Genomic DNA, 22,277 nt, shown 5'->3' with positions numbered 1-22,277 from the left:
ACTCCGGTCAGGCGAACGTGAGGCGCCGCGGAGGTCGGGGGAATAGACCCGAGCATTGGTTGTTGTGTCAACTAATGGTCGCGGCATACCGTCGCGCATCGAACGAAGGACTCCGGCATGATCGCCTCGCCGCTCGACTGGCGCCCCGCGCCGATCCGCACCCTCGGGGCGGCCGCCGACGCCACCCGCATGGACACCGTCGAGCTGCTCGTCGGCGACCTCGACGCGCAGACCGCGTTCTACCGCGACGCGGTGACGCTCGACGTGCTCGACCAGTCGGGTGCACGCGCGACGCTCGGGCGCGACGGCATCCCGATCGTCACGCTGACACACACGCCCGACCTTCCGCCCGTCGACCGGCACGCCGCCGGGCTCTACCACACGGCCATCGCGTTCCCCGATCGGGCGGCGCTCGCCGCGGCGGTGCTGTCGATGGCCCAGCGCGCCGGTCACCTCTACCAGGGCGCCACGGACCACACCTTCAGCAATGCGTTCTACTTCAGCGACCCGGAGGGCAACGGCATCGAGCTCTACTGGGACCGTCCTGTGGAGATCTGGCAGAACCAGCCTGACGGATGGATGCCGACCAACACCGCCATCGATCCGAACGCGTTCCTGCGCACGCACCTCGACCCGAACCGGGTCGCCGCCGACGCCGCGACGGTGGGGCACGTGCACCTGCAGGTCGGCGACATCGCCGCCGCACGCCGCTTCTATGTCGACATGCTCGGCTTCGATGTGATCATGGACCTCGGCTCGGCGCTGTTCATCTCGGCCGGCGGGTACCACCACCACATCGGCCTGAACACGTGGCACAGCGCCGGCGCCGGACCGCGGGCGGTGTCGCTCGGGCTCGGAGACGTGCGGCTGCGCATGCCGGAGCGCGGCGACATCCTCTCGCTCGCCGACCGCGCCCGCCACCACGGCGTCTCGGCCGAGGACGACGGCAGCGCGCTGCGGCTGCGCGACCCGTGGGGCACGCTCCTGACCGTCGCGCCCGAGGGGGTGGCGGCGTGAGCGGATTCGGGAAAGACCGTGCGTCGCTGCCCGAGGCGGAGATCCGCACCACGGTGACGGTGCCGCTGCGCTTCTCGGACGGCTTCCGAGCGGAGGCGCGCGTGTCGACGTTCCGCCACCTCGTCGACGGCGCCGAGCACCTGCTGCTCAGCTTCGGCGGGGGAGTGGATGCTGCCGCCTCCGGACCCGCTCCGGCTCCGCTCGTACGGCTGCACAGCGAATGCCTGACCGGCGACGTGTTCGGCTCCGAGCGCTGCGACTGCGGCCCGCAGCTGCGCGAGGCCGTCGAGCGCCTGTCCGTCGCGGGCGGCGCTCTGCTCTACCTGCGTCAGGAGGGACGCGGGATCGGCCTGTACGCGAAGCTCGACGCGTACGCGCTGCAGGACCAGGGTCTCGACACCTACGAGGCCAACACCGCGCTGGGCCGCGGTGAGGATGAGCGCGACTACGCGGCCGCCGCGCAGATGCTTCGTGCCGCCGGCATCCACCGTCTGCGTCTCCTCACGAACAACCCCGACAAGGCCGCGCAGCTGACCGCCCACGGCATCGCGGTGGAGGAGGTCGTGCCGACGGGCGTGCACCTGACGCCGGCGAACGCGCGGTACCTGCAGGCCAAGCGCGACCACACCGGGCACCTCCTGGACCTGACGGCGGCGTGATGTATCCCGTCCCGCGGATGTCGCCGGCCGAGGGCGAGGCGTGGCTCGGGCTGATCCGCGTGTGCGAGCTGCTGCCGAGCGAGCTCGATTCGCAGCTGCAGCGCGACGCCGACATGACGCATTACGAGTTCGCCGTGCTGACGTTCCTGCGCTGGGCGCCCGATGCCTCCGTGTCGATGAGCGAGATCGCCGACGCCACGAGCGGCAGCCTCTCGCGGCTGTCGCACGTGTGCTCGCGGCTGGAGCGGCGCGGGCTGATCTCGCGCTCTCCGTCGCCGGAGGATCGCCGCGTGACCACCGTCGCGCTGACCGGCGCGGGGCGGCGGGCGCTGATCCGGGCGATCCCCGGCCACATCGAGACCGCGCGGCGGCTCGTCGTGGACGCGCTGTCGGAGGAGGACCTCGCGCACCTCGCGCGCATCACGGCCCTGCTGGGCGCCCAGCTCGACCCCGAGAGCCGCTTCGGCTCACCGCGCTGACGGCTGCCCGCGGCATCCGCTCGGCTCACCGCCTGACGCTCGCCGCGGGAACCGGCGCGGTTGCGCCCGTTCATCTGGCGCTCGCTGCGGGAACCGGCGCGGGTGCGTCTGTTCATCTGGCGCTCGCCGCGGGAATCGGCTCGGTTGCGTCCGTTCATCTGACGCTCGCTGCGGGAACCGGCCTGTGATGACAGCAGGAAGCGTCACGTGACAACGATGCGATGCCGCGTCGCCCCGCCGCGCTGCGCACGCGGTCACGTTCGTCACCCTTCCGCGAAACGTCGCAACACGCCTTTCGCTGACGGCGCGGGATAGCGTGTTGCGACGTTTCGGCGGGGCTCGGCAGGGCAGGGCAGGGCAGGGCAGGGCAGGGCAGGGCGGTGCGGGACGAGGAACGTCAGCGCCCCGGCGGCTCAGCGCTGGACGGCCGGACCCAGCCGGCGACGAACCGCGATCGTCGTCACCGCGATGATGACCAGGCCCGACACGAGCGCGACCGACAGCACGCCGAACCCCGACACGGCCGTCGAGATCGTCGCACCGACGAGGGCGTAGGAGGCGATGGCGGCGTACCAGATCGATCCGCGCGAGACCACGAGGAACAGCACAGCGGTGCCGGCGGCCGCGGCGATCACGAGGATCTGCCACGTCGTGCCCCAGCCGCCCTCGATCGGAGCCCCGCTGCCCTGCACGACCGTCGCCACGTTGACGAAGAACGCCATCGACGTCCAGCCGGCGTAGACGCCCTGCGACAGGTACAGCGAGACGCGGTCGACCCTCTTCCAGCCGGCGATCTCTTCGCGCCCCTGCGAGATGCGCGCCCACGCGACGAGGTTCGCCCCGACGATCAGCACGAAGACGACCAGCGTGAGCGGCGACTGCTGACCGATCGCGGCGGCCGAGAGCCAGAGGAAGAACCCGACGTAGAGCGCGGAGTTCGGGGCGACCAGCCGGTCGCGCAGAGGGGAGACCTGCACGCTCGGGCGCGCCTGCAGCAGCGACCAGAAGATGCTCGCGACGATGATCAGTCCCCAGATGCTGAACATCGGCCCGGGGGGCACGATGGGCGAGAAGTCCGCCCCGCCCTGCAGCTCGTTCGGTGACAGCAGATCGAACGCCAGCGACGACACCGGCTGACCGATCGCCAGGATCAGCACCAGCAGTCGGCCGGCCGTGATGCGCCGGCTCGTCGCCGATCCTCGTGTGCGGGTCATCGTGGTCATGGGACACCTCCGTGAGTGCGAGCCGTGCGAGTGGACGGCACCTTTCTCAGAGATTCGTCCGGCGCGGCCGTTGCGGATGCACCTTGCGCGAAACAGGATGCCGCGCTACGCGGTCGTCCGGAGGGTGGCGGCTCAGTTGTCGACGAACCCCATGTGCACCTCGTTGTAGCGGGCGCCCGCGACGCCCACCCGCTGCGCGAGTCCGTCGAGGTCGGCGAGTTCGTCGGCCGACAGGGCGACCGCGGTCGCACCGGCGTTCTCGCGGATGCGCGAGGTGCGGCGCGTTCCGGGGATCGGGACGATCCACGGGTGCTGAGCAAGAAGCCAGGCCAGTGCGACCTGGCCGGGGGAGGCATCCTTCCCCTCCGCCAGCTGCCGCACGTGGTCCACCAGTGCCTGGTTCGCGGCACGGTTCTCTTCGGAGAAGCGCGGGATGCTCGAGCGGATGTCGCCGTCGGCGAAGCCGGTCGTGGTGTCGACGGTGCCCGTCAGGAAACCCTTGCCGAGCGGGCTGAAGGGGACGAATCCGATGCCGAGCTCGGCGAGTGCGGGGAGGATCTCGCGCTCGGGGTCGCGGGTCCACAGCGAGTACTCGCTCTGCAGCGCCGTCACGGGGAAGACGGCGTGCGCGCGGCGGATGGTCGCCGCGGAGGCTTCGGAGAGGCCGAAGTGGCGCACCTTGCCCTCGCGCACCAGGTCGGCGACCGTGCCGGCGACGTCCTCGATCGGCACGTCGGGGTCGACGCGGTGCTGGTAGAACAGGTCGATCACGTCGGTGCGGAGTCGCGTGAGGGACGCCTCGGCGACCCGGCGGATCTGCTCCGGACGGCTGTCGAGGCCGACGCTCCGGCCGCCCTCGATGCGCCAGCCGAACTTCGTCGCGACGACGACCTCGTCGCGCACGGGCGCGAGCGCCTCACCCACGAGCTCCTCGTTGACATACGGTCCGTAGACCTCGGCGGTGTCGAAGAAGGTGACGCCCTCGTCGACCGCCGAGCGGAGTACCGCGATCATGTCGTCGCGGTCGCCCGGGTTCGGTCCGTAGCTCTGCGACATCCCCATGCATCCGAGTCCGACGGCGGAGACGAGCAGGTCCTGACCGAGTGTGCGCGTGTGCATGAGACTCCTGGATGCCGCGGGTCGGCGCCCGCCGACGGGTCGAGGCTACTCCGGCCATGTCGTGGAGCGTGCGGCGTCGCCTGGTGCCGGGGCGTCCTCCCCCCTTCCCCCACCTCCCCGGCGAGACGTCGCAACACGCCGTTCCCGCCGACCGTGGAACGGCGTGTTGCGACTTCTCGCGGCGAGAGCGCGAGCGAGAGGGGCGCGGGAGCGAGAGCGGGAGCGGGCGCTAGAGGGCGCGGGCGCGGGAGCGGTGCCGTCAGCGGCCGCTGAGCCGCTCGACGAACTCGTCGGCGGCGGCGAGCTGCGCCTCGAGACGTCCGCGTCGCTCGAGGGCCTCCGCCCGGATGGCGTCGAGGCGCTGCTGCAGCACGCGGTCGCCGGGCGTCGCCTCGAGCCCGTCGATGACGGCGAGCAGCTCGCCCATCGCCTCGAGCGAGTACCCCAGAGGCTTCATGCGCCGGATGAGCAGCAGGCGGGCTTCATCGTCGGCCGTGTACAGCCGGAAGCCGCCGTCCGTGCGCCCCGACGGGGTGAGCAGGCCGATCTCGTCGTAGTGGCGCAGCGTCCGCAGCGACAGCCCGGTGCGCTCGGCGAGTTCGCCGATGTGCATCGTCCCGGGTCCGGGCATCTCGTCCTCTTCTCGGCGCAACCCTGACGTTACGGTAGGGTTCATCGTGGTCGCCGGTGCCGCGACATCCCATCTTCTCCCCTCCTTCCCTCCGCGCAGTGCCGCGCTCCGCCGTCGAGCCCCCGCTCGCCCTGTTCCTCTGGAGCCCCATGACCGCCGTCACGCCCGCGCCGACCCGGCCGCGCATCGAACCCACCGTGCTGCAGGCCCTCCGCAGCCCGCGCCTCCTGACGCGCGAGGTGCTCGCCGGACTCGTCGTCGCGATCGCCCTGATCCCCGAGGCGATCGCGTTCTCGATCATCGCCGGCGTGGATCCGCGCCTCGGGCTGTTCTCGTCGTTCATCATGGCCGTCGCCATCTCGTTCCTCGGCGGACGTCCGGCGATGATCACCGCCGCCACCGGCGCCATCGCGCTCGTGATCGCTCCGGTCGCCCGCGAATACGGCATGGACTACTTCATCGCCACGGTGCTGCTCGGCGGCGTCATCCAGATCGTCCTTGCCGTGCTCGGCGTCGCCAAGCTGATGCGTTTCATCCCGCGCAGCGTGATGGTCGGCTTCGTCAACGCGCTCGCGATCCTGATCTTCATCGCGCAGGTGCCGCAGCTGATCGGCGTGCCGTGGGCGGTGTATCCCCTCGTCGTGGTCGGGCTGCTGATCATGTACCTCATGCCGCTCGTCACGCGCGTCGTGCCCGCGCCGCTCTTCGCGATCGCGCTCCTCACGGGCGCGGCGGTCGTCTTCGGCATCAGCGTTCCGACGGTGGGCGACCAGGGCGCACTGCCCGAGAGCCTGCCGGAGCTGTTCCTGCCCGACGTGCCTGTGACGTGGGAGACGCTGGGCATCATCCTGCCCTTCGCCGCCGCGATGGCCGTCGTCGGACTGCTCGAATCGCTTATGACGGCCAAGCTCGTCGACGAGATCACCGACACGCACTCGCCGAAGACGCGCGAGGCGCTCGGACAGGGTGCGGCGAACATCCTCTCCGGGGCCTTCGGCGGCATGGGCGGCTGCGCGATGATCGGGCAGACCATGATCAACGTGAAGGCCTCGGGCGCCCGTACGCGCATCTCCACCTTCCTCGCCGGCGTCTTCCTCCTGATCCTCGTGCTCGTGCTCGGCGACGTCGTGGCCATCATCCCGATGGCGGCCCTGGTCGCCGTCATGGTGGTGGTCTCGGTGGCGACCTTCGACTGGCACAGCGTGCGGCCCTCGACGCTGCGGCGCCTGCCGAAGAGCGAGACCCTCGTCATGGTGGTGACCGTGGTCATCACCGTCTGGACCCACAACCTCGCCCTCGGCGTGGGCGGGGGCGTCATCGCCGCGATGATCCTGTTCGCACGACGCGTCGCCCACTTCGTGACGGTCACGCGCCGGATCGAGGGGACGGATGCCGCGGCCACCGCCCACTACGACGTCGACGGCGAGCTCTTCTTCGCCTCGAGCAACGACCTCACCACGCAGTTCTCGTACACGCAGGATCCGGAGCGCATCGTCATCGACATGTCGCGCTCGCACATCTGGGACGCCTCGACGGTCGCGGCCCTCGACGCCGTGCGCACGAAATACGACCGGCTCGGCAAGACCGTCACCCTCGAGGGGATGAACGAGGCGACGACCCGCTTCCACGGGCGGCTCAGCGGCGGGCTCGGCGCCGGCCACTGAATCGGGGCGGCGGTGCCGAGACGTCGCAACACGCTGTTCCAGCCGAACGTGGAACGGCGTGTTGTGACTGCTCGCGCAGGTGGGCCCGGCGCTGCGAGGCGCCGCGCCGACGCCGGGCCGCGCCGACGCCGCGCGGCGGCTACGGCAGGATCGAGTCGACGTAGCCGCCGTCGACCCGCAGCGCTCCGCCCGTCGTGGCCGAGGCCAGCGGTGAGGCGAGGTAGACCACCATGTTCGCGATCTCCTCGGGCTCGATGAGACGCTGCAGCAGAGACTGCGGTCGATGGATTCGCATGAACTCGCGCTGCGCCTCGTCCCACGGCAGATCGCGATCGACCAGCTCGTAGACGAAGTCCTCGACGCCGCCGGTGTGCGTCGGACCGGCGATCACCGAGTTGACCGTGACACCCGTGCCCGCGGCGGCCTTCGCGAAGCCCCGCGAGACGCCGAGCAGCGCCGTCTTGGAGACGCCGTAGTGGATCATCTCCGCCGGGATCACGACCGCCGAATCGCTCGCGATGTTCAGCACGCGACCCCATCCGCGCTCCATCATCCCGGGCAGCACCAGGCGGATCAGCCGCACGGCGGCGAGCACGTTCACGTCGAAGTACCGCCGCCACTCCTCGTCGCCGATCTCCAGCGCGGGTGTCGCGCCGAAGATGCCGAGGTTGTTGACCAGCACGTCCACATCGCCGGCCTCGTCGACGAGCCTGCGCGCGCCGTCCTCGGTCGTGACGTCGGCGGCGACGGAGAGGACGGATGCCGCGGGAACCTCCTCGCGGATGCGCCGGGCCGCAGCATCCGCCGTCTCCGGGGAGCGGCCGTTGACGACGACCCGCGCGCCGGCCCCGGCCAGCCCGCGGGCGATGGCGAAGCCGATGCCGGCCGTGGATCCGGTGACGACGGCCGTCCGGCCGGTGAGATCGATCAGCATGCCAGCCATGCTGGCACGGGGCCGCGGCGCGCGGGACTCAGTGGACGCGGATGAGGTCGCCGTCCCAGTCGTAGCGCGTGATCAGCCCGGCGCGGGCGGAGATGGAGCGGACGTACTCCAGGATCTGCTCGCCGCGGGCGTCGCGGCCGTGCGGGACGGGCCGGCCGTCGTCCTCGATCCAGCAGGGGACGAAGGAGGCGGCGACCTCGTCTCCGATCGTCAGCCGGGCGATCATCGTGTGCCGGCTCTCGGGATGGAAGGGGTACGCGGGCATCGCCGGGTCGGGGACGAAGCCGAACACCTCGGCGCGGCCGGCCGCCCAGGCCGCGGCCTCCTCGGACGAGTCGTGCGACGGGGTGAGGGCGTCGGTCACCGTCACGAAGTTGCCCAGGCCGTGGAAGATCGGCCGCTGCCGGTAGAGCTCGACCCCGCGGCCGATGTGCGCGTGGTGGCCGATGACGGCGTGCGCCCCCGCGTCGATCGCGGCATGGGCGATCTCGGTCTCGTAGTCCGCCAGCCGCGCGGGCGTGTGGACGAGCCCCTTGTGGAGGGCGACGACGAGGACGTCGGTCTCGGCGGCGACCGCGGCGATGTCGTCGCGGAAGGCCTGCAGCGACGCCGGGTCGCAGAAGGTGCGGACGCGCGGGGGTCCGCCGGGATTCGCGTTGCGCATCTCGTAGTGGGTGAGCACGTCGACGGCGGCGCAGCCGGCCTTGCGGCTCGTCGCCCACGACTCGCGGGGCCCGACGCAGTTGTAGCTGACCACGCCCACGCGGCGACCGGCGATCTCCCGCACCGCGGGCCGCTTCGCGGCGGGGAGGTCTGCACCGGCGCCGGCCGTGACCATGCCGACGCGGGCGGCCGCGGCGATCGTGTCGGCGATGCCGGTCGCACCGGAGTCGTAGATGTGGTTGCCGGCGAGCGTGACCACGCCGAAGCCGGCGTCGGCGACCGCGGCGAGGTGCCTCGGGTCGGCGGGCGGGGCGGGCACGTCGACGCTCGTCACCTCGGTCGTCGTCGAGTGCGGCACCTCGATGTGGCCGATCGCGAGATCGGCCGCTCGGAGATGTGCGGTCACGTCGCGGAAGAACCGGCCAGGCTCAGGCTGATCGACGATGAGGTCGCCGACGGCGGCGATGACGAGAGGCTGCGCGGTCACGTCAGACGCCCGCTTCCGGCGAGGGGACGGCCGTCGCATCGCCCGCACCCGCTGCCGCCTCCCACCGCCTCGTCGCCGCCGAGATCAGCTCGCCCGCATCGTCAGCGAGCAGCATCCGATCGGCCAGCAGCACGTCGGTCGACGCGGTGAACGCCTCCCGATAGGACTCCCGCGACGGGAACCGTTGGCGCACCTCCGCCGGGGGGAACGGCGTCATGGTCCCTGTCAGCCGTGCCGCGAATCCGGCATTCGCCATCGGCGTCCAGTCGGGTCCCGACCCCTCGGCGGCGGGCGTGCCGTGCGGGGCGTAGGCCGCGAGGGCGGCCTCGATCCAGGGCGTGCGGATGCCGCCGAGCACGTTGCCGTCGGCGTCGCGCCGCAGCATCCGCTCCTCCGGCACGTCGCCCGTCTCGTAGGCGAACCGGGGAGCGCGGGGTGCGGCATGGCCGTCGATCGCGTCTACGAGCCGGTCGAAGAGGGCCCGTACGACGAGGTCGGAGCGGGCGTCGGTCAGCGCCTCCCGCATCGGCACGGCGCCGTCGGCGTGACCCGCCGCGGCGAGCGTCTGCGCGTTGGTGGCGTGGCGTCCGGGCCAGTCCTCGATGTGCGCGGCGCCGGCCAGCTGGTAGAGGCGGTAGGTGTCGCCCGCGTCGTCAGAGTCGTCGCGCAGCTGTGCGCGATGCGTCTCGGACTCGGTCTCGCTGAGGATCTCGAAGACGGGCACGCCCACGTCGCGCACCGTCCGCCGCGGGTCGGCCAGGTCGACCATCGCGGCATCCGGGGTGAGGGGTGGGTACCCGGCGGGCCCGGCCCCGCCCGACGAGATGACGATGGCGATGCCGTCGACGAGCCCGCCGCGCGCGGTCGCGAAGCCCTCGCGTGCGAAGACCCGGCAGACGCTGCCCGTCGCCGACCAGCCCGACAGCACGATCCGCCGGGTCTCGAGTGCGCCGAGCGCGTTCTCGCGGACCGCGCCGAGCGCGTCGGACAGCACGTCCCACTCCGTGCCGAGCCCCGGCACGAGCAGCTGCCCGTAACGGCCGGGATCGAGCTGATCGCGCATGAGCCGTGCGACGTCGGGGAACACCGTGACCCCGACCCACGCGTCGCCGCGGCGGAGGAGATGCGGTGCGAGCGCGTCCCAGGTGAGACCGGCGTCGCGGTGCGGATGCAGCGGCTCGACGTGCGTCACACCGGTGGCATCGCGGAGCGACGAGGGCCGTCGCACCAGCAAACGGGTGCGATACGGGATGCCGTCGTCCCGTCGCCGCGGAGCGCCGGGGTCGCCCGTCTCCCAGGTTCCCGCGGAGCCGGACAGCAGGAACTCCTCCTCGACGTAGCGGGCACCGTCGAGATCGATCGTGAGGCGGGAGGCGGCGGGGACCTCGGCGCCCGGCGACAGGGCGGCGGTGCCGAACGGCGCACGCGCGCCGTCGAGGAACGTGACGGACCGGGCAGAGGGTTTCATCGGCGAAGCCTTCCGGGAAGGGTTGTGAATCATCAGTCTACTTGATAAGTTTCCGGATCGAGGGTGTCGATGAGTGACCCCTGACCCTTGCAAAGGAGCAACGAATGTCACACCGACGCCCTGCCGTGGCGCTGCTCGCCATCGCCGCGGTCACCGCGCTGACGATGTCAGGCTGTGCCGCCTCGACCGATGCCGCCACCTCGGACGGAGGCCGCGGCGACAAGCTCGCCCTCCAGTTCACCGGCATCCCCATCAGCCTCAACCCCGCGCTCGCCGGCGGTGGCGGCAGCGTCGTCTACACGGCGCTGGCCTACGACCCGCTCATCTACTTGAGCGGCGACGGCGACCTCGTGCCCAGTCTGGCGACCGAGTGGTCGTTCCGCGACGCCGACAACACCCAGCTCGAGCTCACCATCCGCGACGGCGTGACCTTCCAGGACGGCGCCGAGCTCGACGCGCAGTCCGTGGCCGACTCGATGAACTACTTCATGGGCGCGGGCGGCGGCCAGGTTCCCACCGTCGGCCCGATCGACACGATCACCGCCGAGGACGACGACACCGTCCTCATCACCTACGCCAGCCCGTACCCCGCCGGGCCGTCCAAGCTCACGCAGCTGAACCAGCTCGGGCTCATCATCGGACCGGAGGGCGTGAAGAACCCCGAGTCGCTCCTGACCACGATGGACGGCACCGGTCAGTACCGCTACAACCCCGACACGTCCGTCGCCGAGTCCAGCTACGTGTACGACCGCTGGGACGGCTACTGGAACACCGACGCGCAGAAGTACGACCAGATCTCCATCCAGGTCATCGGAGACCCCAACGCGGTCATCTCCGCGGCCACGACCGGCCAGGTGCAGTTCGCCGGCGGCGGGGCCGACACGGCGGAGGCCGCGACGGCGGCGGGCCTTTCCCTGCTGTCCGCGCCGTACTTCAACTACGGCCTCATCGTGCTCGACCGCGACGGGACCATCGTGCCGGCGCTGGGCGACGAGAAGGTGCGCCAGGCGATGGCCTACGCGATTGACCGCGATGCGATCGTCTCGGCTCGCGGCGGCGACGAGTTCGCCACCGCGCTCAGCCAGCTGACGACCGACCAGGAGGTCGGTCACGTCGCCGATGCCGGCTTCGACTACGACCTCGACGCGGCCAAGAAGCTGATGGCCGAGTCGGGCTACCCCGACGGCTTCTCGATGACGCTCCTGTCCGAGACGCCGCTCGACAACCAGTCGCTCATCACGCAGACCGCGATCGCCCACCTGGGCGAGATCGGCGTGGACGTCACGCTCGACGTCGCCAGCGCGATCCCCGACTTCATCGGCAAGGCCGGCAGCAAGCAGTACCCCGCCATCATCTGGCCGATCGTCGGCGACGTCGCCTCGGACTACTCCCAGACCTTCACCGGCCCGGGCTTCACGAACGCCTTCGGCGTGACCGACCCCGAGCTGGCGGAGCTCACGCAGGCCGCGATCCTGGCGACCGGAGACGGCAAGGATGCTGCGGAGCAGGCTGTCACGGAACGCTCCAACGAGCTGGCGTGGTTCCTGCCGCTGATCGCGACGAACAACGTGTACTACATCTCGCCGGACGTGAAGAACGTGCGCGTCTCGACGCTGAACCCGAACCCGATCCCGGTCGCGCCCTCCGCCGACCTGGCCTGGTCCCCGGCATCCTGAATCGTCCGGGCCGCACCGAAAGGAGATGAGATGACGCTGCTGGTGATCCGCCGCGTGCTGATGTCGATCGTGCTGATCTTCGTCTCGACGCTGACGATCTTCGTGCTCATGTCGCTGGTCCCCGGAGATGCGGCCCAGACGATCCTCGGCGAGAACGCCACGCCCCAGTCGGTCGACTACCTGCGAGAGCAGCTCGGCCTGAACCAGCCCCTCTGGCAGCAGTACGGGAACTGGGTGCTCGGCGTGCTGCGCGGCGACCTCGGGAAGTCGATCTACAGCGGCGAGCCGGTGACCAAGCTCGTCGGCGGCCGCATGGGCGTCACGTTCGCGCTCATGATCGGCTCGACGGTGGCCATCGCGATCCTCGGCATCGTGATCGGTCTGGCCAGCGCGCTGCGGGAAGGCTGGATCGGACGCACGATCGACGCCCTGTCGCTCGTGGGCTTCGCGCTGCCGAGCTTCTGGATCGCGATCGTGCTGGTGGCGATCTTCGCCGTGGGACTCCGCCTGTTCCCCGCGACCGGGTACGTCCCCCCGGCCGCGGGGACGGGCCCCTGGCTCAACTCGCTGGTGCTGCCGGTCGCGGCGCTCTCGCTCGGCGGGGTGACGGTCATCGCGAAGCAGATGCGCGACTCGGCCCGCCGCGAGCTGGAGCGCGACTACGTGCGGGTGCTGCGATCGACCGGCGTCTCGGAGACGCGCATCGTGCTGCTGCACGTGCTGCGCAACGCCTCCATCCCCACCACCACCCTCATCGGGCTCATGGCCGTCGGCGCGCTCAGCGGCGCGGTCTTCATCGAGAACGTCTTCGTCCTCCCCGGCCTCGGCAGCCTCGTCACCTCGGCGGCGACCCGGCACGACCTGCCGGTGATCCTCGGTGTGGGCGTGGCCTTCACCGCGATCGTCATCGTGATCAACCTCGCCGTCGACCTCGCCTACGCCTCCCTGAACCCGAAAGTGCGCCAGAGCCGATGACGTCGCCCACCCTCCCCGTCCTGGCCGGCGAGCCGGCCCCGGTCACGCGTCCGGTCTCCACGGGCCGGCCGCCGTCGGCCTCCCTGACCCGGGCGCTGCTGCGCAAGCCGCTCGGCGTCGCCGCGCTCGTCGTGGTGCTCCTCCTGGTGCTCGCGGCGATCTTCGCCCCGCTGCTGTCGCCGTGGGATCCGCTGGCCCAGGACCCGTCCGTCGCCCGCCAGGGGCCGTCGGCGCTGCACTGGCTCGGCACCGACCTCCTCGGCCGCGACCTCCTCACCCGCATCATGTACGGCGGGCGCGACTCGCTCCTGGGCGTCGCGGAGGCACTGCTGGTGATGCTCGTCATCTCCGTGCCCGTCGGCATCCTCGCCGCCTACATCCGCGGCGCCTTCGACCGCGCGGTGCTGTCGGTCATCGACATCGTGATGTCGATCCCCGCCATCCTGATCACGCTCGCGTCGCTGGCGATCTTCAACAACAGCATGCTCGCCGCCATGATCACGATCGGCGCGCTCGCCTCGGCGGCGTTCACCCGCGTGTTCCGCAGCGCCGTGCTGGCACTGCGGCAGGAGCCGTTCGTGCAGGCCGCCGTCGTGACCGGCCTGCCGACCCGGCTCATCCTGTTCCGGCACGTGCTGCCCCAGGCGCGGGGCACCATCCTCGTGCAGGCGTCGCTGTTCGCCGCGGCCACCCTCGGCATCCAGACCGGTCTGTCGTTCCTGGCCTTCGGGCCGCCCCCGCCGGCGCCCACCTGGGGCGGGATGGTCGCCGAGGCGGCCTCCGCGATCCAGTCCTTCCCCTGGATGTTCGTGCCCACCGGCGGCGTCATCGTCATCGCGACCCTCGCGCTCGGCCTCCTCGGCGACGCCCTGCGCGACGTGACCGCCGAGCAGGTGCAGCAGCGCGGCGCCCCGACGCGTGCCGTCCGCGCACCCCGCGACGCCGCCCGCCCCGCCGACGCGGTCGAGGCCCGTCGCCACGCCGCCGACCCGCTGCTCGCGGTCGACGAGCTCACCGTCGCCTTCGGCGGGGGGCGCGAGCCGCTCACCGTCGTCGACGGCGTGACCTTCGACGTCGGTCGCGGCGAGATCCTCGGCATCGTCGGCGAGTCCGGCAGCGGCAAGACCGTCACCGCGCTGGCGACCATCGGCCTCCTCGGCCGCGGCGGCCGCGTGACGGGCGGCACCGTGTCGTTCGAGGGGCAGACCATCTCCGGCGACGCCGCGGCGATGAAGGCCGTCCGCGGCAGCGGCATCGCGTACATCTCGCAGGAGCCGCTCGTGGCCCTCGACCCCTCGTTCACCGTCGGCTTCCAGATCGTCGAGGTCGTGCGCCGCCACGACCGGACGTCTCGCGCCGACGCGCGCCGCCGGGCGATCGAGCTGCTCGTCTCGATGCGCCTGCCCGACCCCGAGCGCGTCTTCCGCAGCTACCCGCACCAGATCTCCGGCGGCATGGCCCAGCGCGTCGTCATCGCGAAGGCCCTCGCGGGCCGCCCGCGTCTGCTCATCGCCGACGAGCCCACGACGGCCCTCGACGTGACCGTGCAGGCCGAGATCCTCTCCCTCCTCTCGAGCCTCCGTGACGAGACGGGCATGTCGATCATCCTCGTCACCCACGACTGGGGCGTCGTGGCCGAGACGTGCGACCGCACGCTGGTGATGTACGCCGGCCAGCTGGTTGAGGAGGCCGGCGTCGACGCCCTGCTGGGCGCCCCCCGCCATCCGTACACGCGCGGGCTCCTCGCCTCCGACCCGCACGGCGCGCGCCGCGGCGACATCCTCCCCACCATCGGCGGCGTCGTGCCGCCGCCCGGATCCTGGCCCGACGGCTGCCGCTTCGCCGCGCGCTGCCCGCTGTCCACCCCCGAGTGCTCCTCCGGCCCCATCGCCCTGCGCGAGGCCGGAGCGGAGCGGGTGAGCCGCTGCATCCGCATCGGCGCCCTCGTCGACGAGGAGGTCCGCGCATGAGCGACACCACCCCCGTGCTGGAGGTGCGCGACATCCGCGTCGACTACGGCGCCGGCCGCAAGCGCTCGACGGCCGTCGAGGGCGTCGGCTTCGAGGTGCGCCGCGGGCGCACGCTCGGCCTCGTGGGCGAGTCGGGCTCGGGCAAGACCACGATCGGCATGGCCGTGCTCGGCCTCGTGCCGGTCGCCGCGGGCGAGATCCGCTTCCTCGGTCAGCCGGTCCACGACGTCTCCGCGAAGCGCCGGCGCGAGCTCGGCAAGGTGCGGCAGGTCATCTTCCAGGACCCCTACAGCTCCCTCGACCCGCTGCGCACCATCGGCTACAGCCTCATGGAGCCGGCACGGTTCCACGGCATGACGGCGGATGCCGCGGCATCCCGTGCCCGTGAGCTCGTCGCCACGGTCGGACTCGACGAGGGCGCGCTGGTGCGGTATCCCGCTCAGTTCTCCGGTGGCCAGCGCCAGCGGATCGCGATCGCCCGGGCCCTCATGACCGACCCCGAGTTCATCGTCTGCGACGAGCCGGTCAGCGCGCTCGACCTCTCGGTGCAGGCCGACGTGATGAACCTGCTCACGCGTCTGCAGCGCGAGCTCGCACTGAGCCTGCTGTTCATCTCGCACGACCTCGCGATCGTGCGCCAGATCTCCGACGAGGTCGTCGTGCTGCGCGGGGGCCGGATCATCGAGTCGGGCCCCACCGAGCAGCTGTTCGCCGACCCGCGCGAGGACTACACGCGCGCGCTGCTGGAGTCCGTGCCCCAGGCGGGGCACGCCTCCCGCCGCTCCGCCCCGCTCCCCCAGGAAGAGACCCGCTGATGCCCCACATGCCCGTCGACGACGTGTCGCTCTGGTACGACGAGTTCTCCGGAGAGGGGATGCCCATTCTGGCCAGCGCCTCGTCGTTCGAGCCCGGCGGCTACCCCGAGATCCTCTCGCGCGACCCGCTCGGCCGCCGCGTCATCCAGATCCAGGCCCGCGGATGGGGACGCTCGACCCACCTCGCAGAGACCCCGCCCGACGGCTGGCTCGATACGTGGGCCGACGACGTCTGCCGCGTCGCCGATGAGCTCGGCATCGACAGGTTCGTCTACACGGGCGTCTCGCACGGCGCGGGCATCGGCTGGCACCTCGCCCGTCGGCATCCCGAGCGCCTCGCGGCACTCATCTCTGTCGTCGGCGCCCCGCACGACCGCGCGGGCGGCACCGCCAGCTCGGCCGGCCGCGCCGCCGTCATCGCCGGCCGCAAGGACCCCGAGGTGATCCGCGCGCAGTTCGGGAAGCTCGCGGGCTGGACCGATGAGCCGCGCCGCGAGGCCGGCCGCGAGCACATGTTCCGCCGCATGATCGACACCTTCGCCGGCCAGTCGGAGGAGGAGGCGCGCATCAACCAGGGCAAGCCCTTCCCCGAGGCGCGCACCGACGAGGAGCTCGCCGAGATCTTCCGCTCCATCCGGGTGCCGGTGCTGATCCTGGGGGCCCTGCGCGACGGCGTCATCAGTCCGGAGGCGACGCTGCGCGCCGCCGTCAACGTGCGCGGGGCCAAGGCCGTCCTCTGGGAGGACGAGGGCCACATGATGGCGGGCGAGAGCCCGGCCCGCCTGGCGAGGGAGGTCGCCGTGTTCCTGTCCGAGATCGAGGGTTCCGCCCATCCCGCCGACGGCATCGTCTCGGATACCTTCGCTCCATGAACGAGCAGCTGCCCCCTCGCGCCACCAGCCTCGCCACCGACGAGCTCTACTACACGCTTAACCGTCTGTCCCGGTCGATGAACCGCGCCGCCGACGACATCTCCTGGCGGCACGGGGTGAGCCTGGCCGAGTTCAACGTGCTGCTCGTCCTCGCGGAGGGCGTGCTGCTGTCCTCCGCGCAGCTCGCCCGTCGCGCGTTCGTCACCCCCCAGTCGAGCCACCAGGTCGTCTCGACGCTGGTCGCGGGCGGACTGGTCGAGACCGTCGACCACCCCACCGACGGCCGCATCAAGCTCGCGCGCCTGACGGATGCGGGCTGGGAGGTGCTGGATGCCGCACGCGGCGAACTGCGCATGATGCAGGCCCGCGCGATGTCGGACCTGAGCGAAGCCGATCGCGAGCGGGTGCCCGCCATCCTGGCCACCCTCGCCGAGACCCTCCAGGGCGGCTGGTTCGGCGACGTGGAGGCCGCCGAGGCGGCCGCCGCCCGCCGGCCGCTGCGCGGCACGCTCGCCCGCACCCCCGACATCCGCCCTCTTCCCCACGCCGACAGAAAGAAGCCCTCATGACCGGCGCCCCCCTCGACGGACGTCTCGTCCTGGATCTCACCACCGCCCTCGCGGGCCCCTACGCCACCCTCATGCTCGGCGGCCTCGGCGGCCGGGTGATCAAGGTCGAGAACCCCCACCGCGGCGGCGACAGCTCCCGCACCAACTCGCCCTACGCGACGCGCGACGGCCTGTCGCCGGTCAAGACCGCCGCCGACGACATGTCGGTGTCGATGCTGCTGCGCGGCCGCAACAAGGAGAGCATCTCGCTCGATCTGAAGACGGAGGAGGGCCGTGCCGTCCTGATGGACCTCATCGCCCACGCCGACGTGCTCGTCGAGAACTACAGCGCCGGCGTCACCCGGCGGCTCGGCATCGACTACGAGGCCGTCCGGGCGGCCAACCCGCGCCTGGTCTACACGTCCATCACCGGCTTCGGCTCCGACGCGGGCGACGGCGGGAAGGCCATGGACACGATCGTCCAGGCGCTGAGCGGCATCATGATGACCGCGGGCGAGCCCGGTGACAGCCCGGTGCGCTTCGGCCTGCCCATCGCCGATCTGTCGGCCCCGCTCTTCGCCGTCATCGGCACCCTGGCCGCCCTCATGGAGGTCGATCGCAGCGGCGAGGGCCAGCACGTCGACGTGTCGATGCTCGGTGCGATGACCTCGCTCGTCGCCTGCGAGCCCTTCGACGCCTTCGAGTCGATGGGGTACCCCACGCGCACCGGCGACTACGTGCCCCGGCTCGCGCCGTTCGGCACCTTCCGGGCCTCCGACGGCTGGTTCGCCGTGTGCGGGCCCACCGACGCGTTCGCCGCGGGGGTGTTCCGCACGATCGACGCCCCCGAGCTCCTGGACGATCCGCGCTTCGCCATGCGCGACGCCCGCGTGAGCAACTCCGACGAGCTGCACGAGCGGATGGCCGACTGGGCCGGGCACCGCACCGTCGATGAGGCCGTCACCGCGTTCGAGTCGAACGGCGTGCCCTGCGCGCCCGTCCGGGCCCTTGCCGACGCCGTCCGCGACCCGCGGGTGCAGTCGCGTCGCGAAGTGGTGCGGATCCAGCATCCGGACTTCCACGTCGACACCGAGCTCTGGGGCACCGGCGTGCCGATCACCTTCAGCCGCAGCGAGGTGGGTCTCGACCGGCCCGCGCACGCGCTCGGCGCCGACACGCAGGACGTGCTCGAGGAGCTGCTCGGCTACTCGGCGGAGCGGATCGCCGGCCTCGCCGACGCGCGCGTCGTATGAGCGGCGAGGCCGTGATCGGCGTCGTCGGACGGGACGTGCCGATCGAGGTGTTCGACGCGGTCGGCGCCCGGGTGCGGCGGCTCGACGCGCTGCCGCGGGGCGCCGCCGGGCCGGCCTTCGCCGACGCGTTCGCCGAGGCGGGGGAGATCCTCGGCACGGGGATCGACCCGGATGCCACGGCGACCCTCGCGCACGTGCTCGCCGACCCGTCGGGTCTCGACGCGATCGTGCTGTGCAGTGATGCGGATGCCACGCAGCGCCTCTACTACGCCCTCCGCGAGCTCGCGCGGCGCGAGCACGACCGCGGGCTCCCGCCGGTCCACCTCGCCGACGTGCTGCATCTGCCGCGGGCGTCGTCGCTCGCCTACACGGCGGCCGAGGTCGCACGGCTGCAGGACGCGCTCGGCGACTGGACCGGCCGGCGTCCGTCGGCGGGCGACGTCGCCGACGCCGCCCGCGCGCGCGGACAGGTGCGCCGGGCGCTGTGGCTCCTGGCCGACCTGCGTCCGGCGATCAGCGGCGCGGACTTCGCGTTGCTGCGCGCGCGGGCCGACGAGCTGGCCCCCGAGGCGGCGCTCGTCGCGCTGCGCGAGGCCGTGGCATCCGCCCGCCGTTCATCTCCGGCCGACCTGCCGCGCATCGCCCTGACGGGGAGCTCGCAGTGGGGGCCGGCGGTCGTCGAGCGCATCGAGCAGTGCGGCGTGCGGGTCGTCGCCGACGACTGCGCGGGCGGGGCGCTCGGGCTCGAGCTCGACGTGCGCGAGCCGTCCGTCGACGGCATCGCCGAGCGCGCCTGGCGCGACGGGCAGAGCGCGCACCGCGGCTCCGCGCTGGAGCGGGCAGCCTCCCTGGCCGTCCGCGCCGAGCGCGCCGGCGCGGCCGCGATCGTCTCGTACGCGCGGCGCCGCGACGACGCCGCCATGTGGGAGGTCGGCACCCTGCGCGCGGCGACCGCGCTGCCCGTGGTGGTCGTGCACGAGCAGGCCGCCGGCGACATCGACCTCTCCGTCCTCCGCGGCGGACTCGAGCAGATCGGGATGCTGCGATGACCGACGACCGACTCCGCACCGCGCGGGAAGCCCTCCGGCATCAGCGCGAGTGGTTCGCCGAGCTGCGCGCCGAGGCGGAGGCCGGGCGCCCCGTCGCACTGGTGAACGCCGACGTTCCGCACGAGCTGTTCCGTGCCTTCGACGTGCCGTACGTCGTGAACCAGTGGTGGTCGTCGGTGGCCGCCTCCCGGGGCGCCGCCCAGTCGGGCCTGGACGCCGTCGCCCGCGCGGGGCTGCCCCGCGACTCCGAGCCGTACAACACGATCGGGCTCGGGAACGTGCTGAACGGCGACGCCGACGACGTTCCCGGGTGGGGCGTGCTGCCGCGGCCCGCGCTGGTCGCGACCGACCGCACTGGGGACGTCACCGGCAAGCTGTTCGAGGCGTGGCGCGACGTCGTGGGGGTCGAGCTCTTCGCCTTCGAGAGCGCCGTGCAGACGGCCCCGGTGGAGGAGTGGTGGCAAACCGTCGCCGACCAGTGGGAGCACGTCGTCGGCAGCCGCCGCATCGACCTCATGGTCGCCGAGCTGCGGGAGCTCATCCCCGTGCTCGAGCGGATCAGCGGCCGGGCCTACGACGAGACGGCGCTGCGCGAGATCATGCGGCTCGGCAACGAGCAGGCCGAGTGGAACCGCCGCACCCGCGACCTCATCGCCGCCGCGCGTCCGCTGCCGGTGCGGGTCACCGACACCATCCCGGCCGTGATGCTGCCGCAGTGGCATCGCGGCACGGAGTGGGGCCGCGACGCCGCCCGGGCGCTGCACGACGAGATCGCCGAGCGGGTCGAGGCGGGCCGGGGCGTCGTGGCCGACGAGCGCGCGCGGCTGATGTGGATCGGACGCGGGCTGTGGTTCGACATGGACTTCTACCGCCACTTCGAGGAGCAGTACGGCGCGGTCTTCGTCTGGTCGATGTACCTGTCGATCGCGGCCGACGGGTACGCGCGCTACGGCGGCGATCCGCTCCGGGCGCTCGCCTCGCGGTTCATCGGCTTCCCCGAGCGGCTCTACGTCGCGCCCGAGGCGACCGAGTGGTACGTCGATCAGGCGCAGCAGCACGGCGTCGACGGTGTCGTGCACCTCGTCTCCGACGACCCCCGCGGCGGGTGGGCGATCACCCGGGCGCTGGAGGAGGCCGGCATCCCGGTGTTCGTGCTGCGCGCCGACAACGCCGACGAGTCGGCCTACGACGCGGCATCCGTCCGCGCGCAGGTCGCGGACTGGCTCGAGTCCCGCGTGGAGGCGGCCCCCGCGCGGCGCTGAGCGGCGGACGAGACCTGGGTCTATGGTCGGCGTCGCGCCGGGCACGGATGCTGGGGGTGCGGCGTCGGGATGACCGCGCGCCCCGACGCCCGAGGAGACTCCATGCACGCTCGCACGCCGCTCGCCGGTGCCGCCCTCCTCGTGGTCGGCGCGTTCCTCCTGTCGGGATGCACCGCTCCGAGCCCGAGCGGGCCGACGGCCTCACCCGCGGCATCCACGTCCGCTCCGCTCGCCGTCTCGACGTGCGTCGCCGATCCCGACGCCGCCATCGCCGCGGGCAAGACGCCCGCGCCGACGGGCGAGCTGCCGGCCGACCTCGTGGCGACGCTGGACGCCGCGGCCCAGCAGGCCTTCGACCTCGGCGCATCGCCAGGCGCGATCGTCGGGGTCCAGACGCCGGAGGGCCGCTGGACGAAGGCCTACGGACTGGCGGATCCGAAGGCCGGCACCGCGATGGCGGTCGGGATGCACACGCGCATCGCCTCGCTCACCAAGATGTTCACCGGCACGATCCTGCTGCAGCTCGCACAGGAGGGGAAGCTGTCGCTCGACGACACCGTCGACCAGTACGTCAGCGGCATCCCGAACGGCGACAGGATCACCCTGGCGCAGCTCGCCGACATGACGAGCGGCGTCAACACCTACACGGCGAACGAGGACTTCATCACGAAGTACTTCGCCGATCCGTCCGCGGTCTACACGCCGGATGAGCTCGTCGCCGCCACGGTGGAGGTCTCGCCGGCGGCCGATCCGGGCGAGCGGTTCCTGTACTCCAACGGCAGCACGATCATCCTCGGCGAGACGATCGAGAAGGTGACGGGCCGCCCGTTCGCGGATGAGCTGGACGAGCGCATCCTTGAGCCGCTGAGTCTGACCTCGACGTCGTGGCCGGGGGACTCGAACGCGATCCCCGAGCCGTTCGCCCGCGGATTCACCCTGAACGGGGATGCCGCGACCCCCGAGAGCCCGACCGATTCGACCGACTGGAACCCCTCGTGGGCCTGGACCGCGGGCGAGGTCATCTCGACGACCGACGACATGCTGACGATGGGCCGTGCGCTCGGCACCGGCGCCGGCATCCTCGACGACGACATGCAGAGGATCCGCCTCGAGAGCTTCCTCGACCCGTCGCAGAGCCCGCCCGCCCCGGGCGCCGGCGGCTACGGACTCGCGATGGGCTGCGGCCAGGGGTGGGTCGGGCACGGCGGCGAGCTCTCGGGCTACAACTCGACGATGTTCTACGACACCGCGACCGACACCACGGTCGTCGTGCAGGCCAACAGCGACATCGCGTCGGGTGGCTGCGAGAACTCGCCGACGCTCCAGGACGACCCGGGCGACGAGATCTGCGAGGCGCCGGCCGTCCGCATCTTCGTCGCCCTGTCGGGCCTGCTCGGTCAGACCTACGCACCGCCGCCGCGCTCCTGAGCCGGGCGGTCGCCGGTTCGTGGTCGCGGCTTTCGGTGTTGCCGGTGTCGTGGTCGCCGGTTCACCTGACGCTTCC

At 72.1% G+C, this 22,277-nt stretch carries 20 protein-coding genes; 14 read left to right on the top strand and 6 right to left on the bottom strand.

What is annotated here, in order from left to right:
• Positions 1–117: 117 nt before the first annotated feature.
• Genes CVS47_RS16420 through CVS47_RS16410 form a run of 3 tightly spaced genes read left to right on the top strand, consistent with a single transcriptional unit; the run spans position 118 to position 2,155 of the window.
• Positions 118–1,017, top strand: coding sequence for a VOC family protein (locus CVS47_RS16420; RefSeq protein ID WP_127097050.1), 900 nt, complete (start codon positions 118–120; stop codon positions 1,015–1,017).
• Positions 1,014–1,676 (top strand): GTP cyclohydrolase II, encoded by a 663-nt coding sequence (locus tag CVS47_RS16415; protein WP_241240211.1) that lies wholly within the window; start codon positions 1,014–1,016, stop codon positions 1,674–1,676. The genes CVS47_RS16420 and CVS47_RS16415 overlap by 4 nt, the downstream gene beginning before the upstream one ends.
• A 17-nt stretch (positions 1,677–1,693) precedes the next feature.
• A complete protein-coding gene (locus CVS47_RS16410; RefSeq protein WP_164734682.1) occupies positions 1,694–2,155 on the top strand; it encodes a MarR family winged helix-turn-helix transcriptional regulator in 462 nt (153 codons plus the stop codon).
• A 413-nt stretch (positions 2,156–2,568) separates the two neighbouring features.
• Here the strand turns inward: CVS47_RS16410 and CVS47_RS16405 are convergent, their stop codons facing one another.
• From CVS47_RS16405 to CVS47_RS16395, 3 genes are all read right to left on the bottom strand, one after another.
• Positions 2,569–3,378: a hypothetical protein gene (locus CVS47_RS16405; protein ID WP_127097048.1), complete on the bottom strand. Its 810-nt coding sequence runs from the start codon at positions 3,376–3,378 to the stop codon at positions 2,569–2,571.
• Positions 3,379–3,510: 132 nt separating this feature from the next.
• Entirely contained in the window at positions 3,511–4,497 is a 987-nt protein-coding gene (locus CVS47_RS16400; protein WP_127097047.1) for an aldo/keto reductase, read from the bottom strand.
• A gap of 259 nt (positions 4,498–4,756) precedes the next feature.
• Positions 4,757–5,128 carry a MerR family transcriptional regulator gene (locus tag CVS47_RS16395; RefSeq protein ID WP_127097046.1) on the bottom strand — a complete coding sequence of 124 codons (372 nt, stop codon included), beginning with the start codon at positions 5,126–5,128 and terminating at the stop codon, positions 4,757–4,759.
• A gap of 149 nt (positions 5,129–5,277) precedes the next feature.
• Here CVS47_RS16395 and CVS47_RS16390 point away from each other — a divergent pair, with 149 nt between their 5' ends.
• Entirely contained in the window at positions 5,278–6,792 is a 1,515-nt protein-coding gene (locus tag CVS47_RS16390; protein ID WP_127097442.1) for a SulP family inorganic anion transporter, read from the top strand.
• Between the two features lie 139 nt (positions 6,793–6,931).
• Here the strand turns inward: CVS47_RS16390 and CVS47_RS16385 are convergent, their stop codons facing one another.
• The 3 genes from CVS47_RS16385 to CVS47_RS16375 are packed head-to-tail and all read right to left on the bottom strand — an operon-like array spanning position 6,932 to position 10,353.
• On the bottom strand, positions 6,932–7,726 hold the full coding sequence (locus CVS47_RS16385; RefSeq protein WP_127097045.1) for an SDR family NAD(P)-dependent oxidoreductase: 795 nt from the start codon (positions 7,724–7,726) through the stop codon (positions 6,932–6,934).
• A gap of 37 nt (positions 7,727–7,763) precedes the next feature.
• A complete protein-coding gene (locus CVS47_RS16380) occupies positions 7,764–8,885 on the bottom strand; it encodes a CapA family protein (protein WP_241240210.1) in 1,122 nt (373 codons plus the stop codon).
• Between the two features lies 1 nt (position 8,886).
• Entirely contained in the window at positions 8,887–10,353 is a 1,467-nt protein-coding gene (locus CVS47_RS16375) for an alpha/beta hydrolase domain-containing protein (RefSeq protein ID WP_127097043.1), read from the bottom strand.
• 104 nt (positions 10,354–10,457) lie between these two features.
• On the opposite strand from CVS47_RS16375, the gene CVS47_RS16370 reads away from it, so the two are divergent.
• From CVS47_RS16370 to CVS47_RS16325, 10 genes are all read left to right on the top strand, one after another.
• Positions 10,458–12,029 (top strand): ABC transporter substrate-binding protein, encoded by a 1,572-nt coding sequence (locus CVS47_RS16370; RefSeq protein WP_127097042.1) that lies wholly within the window; start codon positions 10,458–10,460, stop codon positions 12,027–12,029.
• Positions 12,030–12,059: 30 nt separating this feature from the next.
• Positions 12,060–13,004, top strand: coding sequence for an ABC transporter permease (locus CVS47_RS16365; protein ID WP_127097041.1), 945 nt, complete (start codon positions 12,060–12,062; stop codon positions 13,002–13,004).
• Positions 13,001–14,974, top strand: a complete 1,974-nt coding sequence (locus CVS47_RS16360) for a dipeptide/oligopeptide/nickel ABC transporter permease/ATP-binding protein (protein WP_127097040.1) — start codon at positions 13,001–13,003, stop codon at positions 14,972–14,974. The genes CVS47_RS16365 and CVS47_RS16360 overlap by 4 nt, the downstream gene beginning before the upstream one ends.
• Positions 14,971–15,789, top strand: a complete 819-nt coding sequence (locus CVS47_RS16355) for an ABC transporter ATP-binding protein (RefSeq protein WP_127097039.1) — start codon at positions 14,971–14,973, stop codon at positions 15,787–15,789. The genes CVS47_RS16360 and CVS47_RS16355 overlap by 4 nt, the downstream gene beginning before the upstream one ends.
• Positions 15,789–16,661: an alpha/beta fold hydrolase gene (locus CVS47_RS16350; RefSeq protein WP_127097038.1), complete on the top strand. Its 873-nt coding sequence runs from the start codon at positions 15,789–15,791 to the stop codon at positions 16,659–16,661. The genes CVS47_RS16355 and CVS47_RS16350 overlap by 1 nt, the downstream gene beginning before the upstream one ends.
• Positions 16,658–17,230, top strand: a complete 573-nt coding sequence (locus CVS47_RS16345; RefSeq protein ID WP_127097037.1) for a MarR family winged helix-turn-helix transcriptional regulator — start codon at positions 16,658–16,660, stop codon at positions 17,228–17,230. Before CVS47_RS16350 ends, CVS47_RS16345 begins: the two co-directional genes overlap by 4 nt.
• Positions 17,227–18,462: a CaiB/BaiF CoA transferase family protein gene (locus tag CVS47_RS16340; RefSeq protein WP_127097036.1), complete on the top strand. Its 1,236-nt coding sequence runs from the start codon at positions 17,227–17,229 to the stop codon at positions 18,460–18,462. Before CVS47_RS16345 ends, CVS47_RS16340 begins: the two co-directional genes overlap by 4 nt.
• Positions 18,459–19,511 carry a 2-hydroxyacyl-CoA dehydratase family protein gene (locus CVS47_RS16335; protein WP_127097035.1) on the top strand — a complete coding sequence of 351 codons (1,053 nt, stop codon included), beginning with the start codon at positions 18,459–18,461 and terminating at the stop codon, positions 19,509–19,511. Before CVS47_RS16340 ends, CVS47_RS16335 begins: the two co-directional genes overlap by 4 nt.
• Positions 19,508–20,773, top strand: coding sequence for a 2-hydroxyacyl-CoA dehydratase subunit D (locus CVS47_RS16330; RefSeq protein WP_127097034.1), 1,266 nt, complete (start codon positions 19,508–19,510; stop codon positions 20,771–20,773). Before CVS47_RS16335 ends, CVS47_RS16330 begins: the two co-directional genes overlap by 4 nt.
• 102 nt (positions 20,774–20,875) lie before the next feature.
• Positions 20,876–22,201 carry a serine hydrolase domain-containing protein gene (locus CVS47_RS16325; protein ID WP_127097033.1) on the top strand — a complete coding sequence of 442 codons (1,326 nt, stop codon included), beginning with the start codon at positions 20,876–20,878 and terminating at the stop codon, positions 22,199–22,201.
• Positions 22,202–22,277 lie beyond the last annotated feature (76 nt).

Source organism: Microbacterium lemovicicum (genome assembly GCF_003991875.1).
Classification (GTDB): Bacteria; Actinomycetota; Actinomycetes; order Actinomycetales; family Microbacteriaceae; genus Microbacterium; species Microbacterium lemovicicum.
Note: the sequence above shows the minus strand (reverse complement) of the source record. Positions and strands in the feature narration are given on the sequence as shown.

Coding starts and splice junctions, on each gene's coding strand:
- CVS47_RS16370 (WP_127097042.1), top strand. CDS start 10,458: ATGTCACACCGACGCCCTGCCGTGGCGCTGCTCGCCATCGCCGCGGTC.
- CVS47_RS16350 (WP_127097038.1), top strand. CDS start 15,789: ATGCCCCACATGCCCGTCGACGACGTGTCGCTCTGGTACGACGAGTTC.
- CVS47_RS16340 (WP_127097036.1), top strand. CDS start 17,227: ATGACCGGCGCCCCCCTCGACGGACGTCTCGTCCTGGATCTCACCACC.
- CVS47_RS16390 (WP_127097442.1), top strand. CDS start 5,278: ATGACCGCCGTCACGCCCGCGCCGACCCGGCCGCGCATCGAACCCACC.
- CVS47_RS16385 (WP_127097045.1), bottom strand. CDS start 7,726: ATGCTGATCGATCTCACCGGCCGGACGGCCGTCGTCACCGGATCCACG.
- CVS47_RS16345 (WP_127097037.1), top strand. CDS start 16,658: ATGAACGAGCAGCTGCCCCCTCGCGCCACCAGCCTCGCCACCGACGAG.
- CVS47_RS16420 (WP_127097050.1), top strand. CDS start 118: ATGATCGCCTCGCCGCTCGACTGGCGCCCCGCGCCGATCCGCACCCTC.
- CVS47_RS16360 (WP_127097040.1), top strand. CDS start 13,001: ATGACGTCGCCCACCCTCCCCGTCCTGGCCGGCGAGCCGGCCCCGGTC.
- CVS47_RS16395 (WP_127097046.1), bottom strand. CDS start 5,128: ATGCCCGGACCCGGGACGATGCACATCGGCGAACTCGCCGAGCGCACC.
- CVS47_RS16325 (WP_127097033.1), top strand. CDS start 20,876: ATGCACGCTCGCACGCCGCTCGCCGGTGCCGCCCTCCTCGTGGTCGGC.
- CVS47_RS16335 (WP_127097035.1), top strand. CDS start 18,459: ATGAGCGGCGAGGCCGTGATCGGCGTCGTCGGACGGGACGTGCCGATC.
- CVS47_RS16330 (WP_127097034.1), top strand. CDS start 19,508: ATGACCGACGACCGACTCCGCACCGCGCGGGAAGCCCTCCGGCATCAG.
- CVS47_RS16410 (WP_164734682.1), top strand. CDS start 1,694: ATGTCGCCGGCCGAGGGCGAGGCGTGGCTCGGGCTGATCCGCGTGTGC.
- CVS47_RS16375 (WP_127097043.1), bottom strand. CDS start 10,353: ATGAAACCCTCTGCCCGGTCCGTCACGTTCCTCGACGGCGCGCGTGCG.
- CVS47_RS16400 (WP_127097047.1), bottom strand. CDS start 4,497: ATGCACACGCGCACACTCGGTCAGGACCTGCTCGTCTCCGCCGTCGGA.
- CVS47_RS16365 (WP_127097041.1), top strand. CDS start 12,060: ATGACGCTGCTGGTGATCCGCCGCGTGCTGATGTCGATCGTGCTGATC.
- CVS47_RS16355 (WP_127097039.1), top strand. CDS start 14,971: ATGAGCGACACCACCCCCGTGCTGGAGGTGCGCGACATCCGCGTCGAC.
- CVS47_RS16405 (WP_127097048.1), bottom strand. CDS start 3,378: ATGACCACGATGACCCGCACACGAGGATCGGCGACGAGCCGGCGCATC.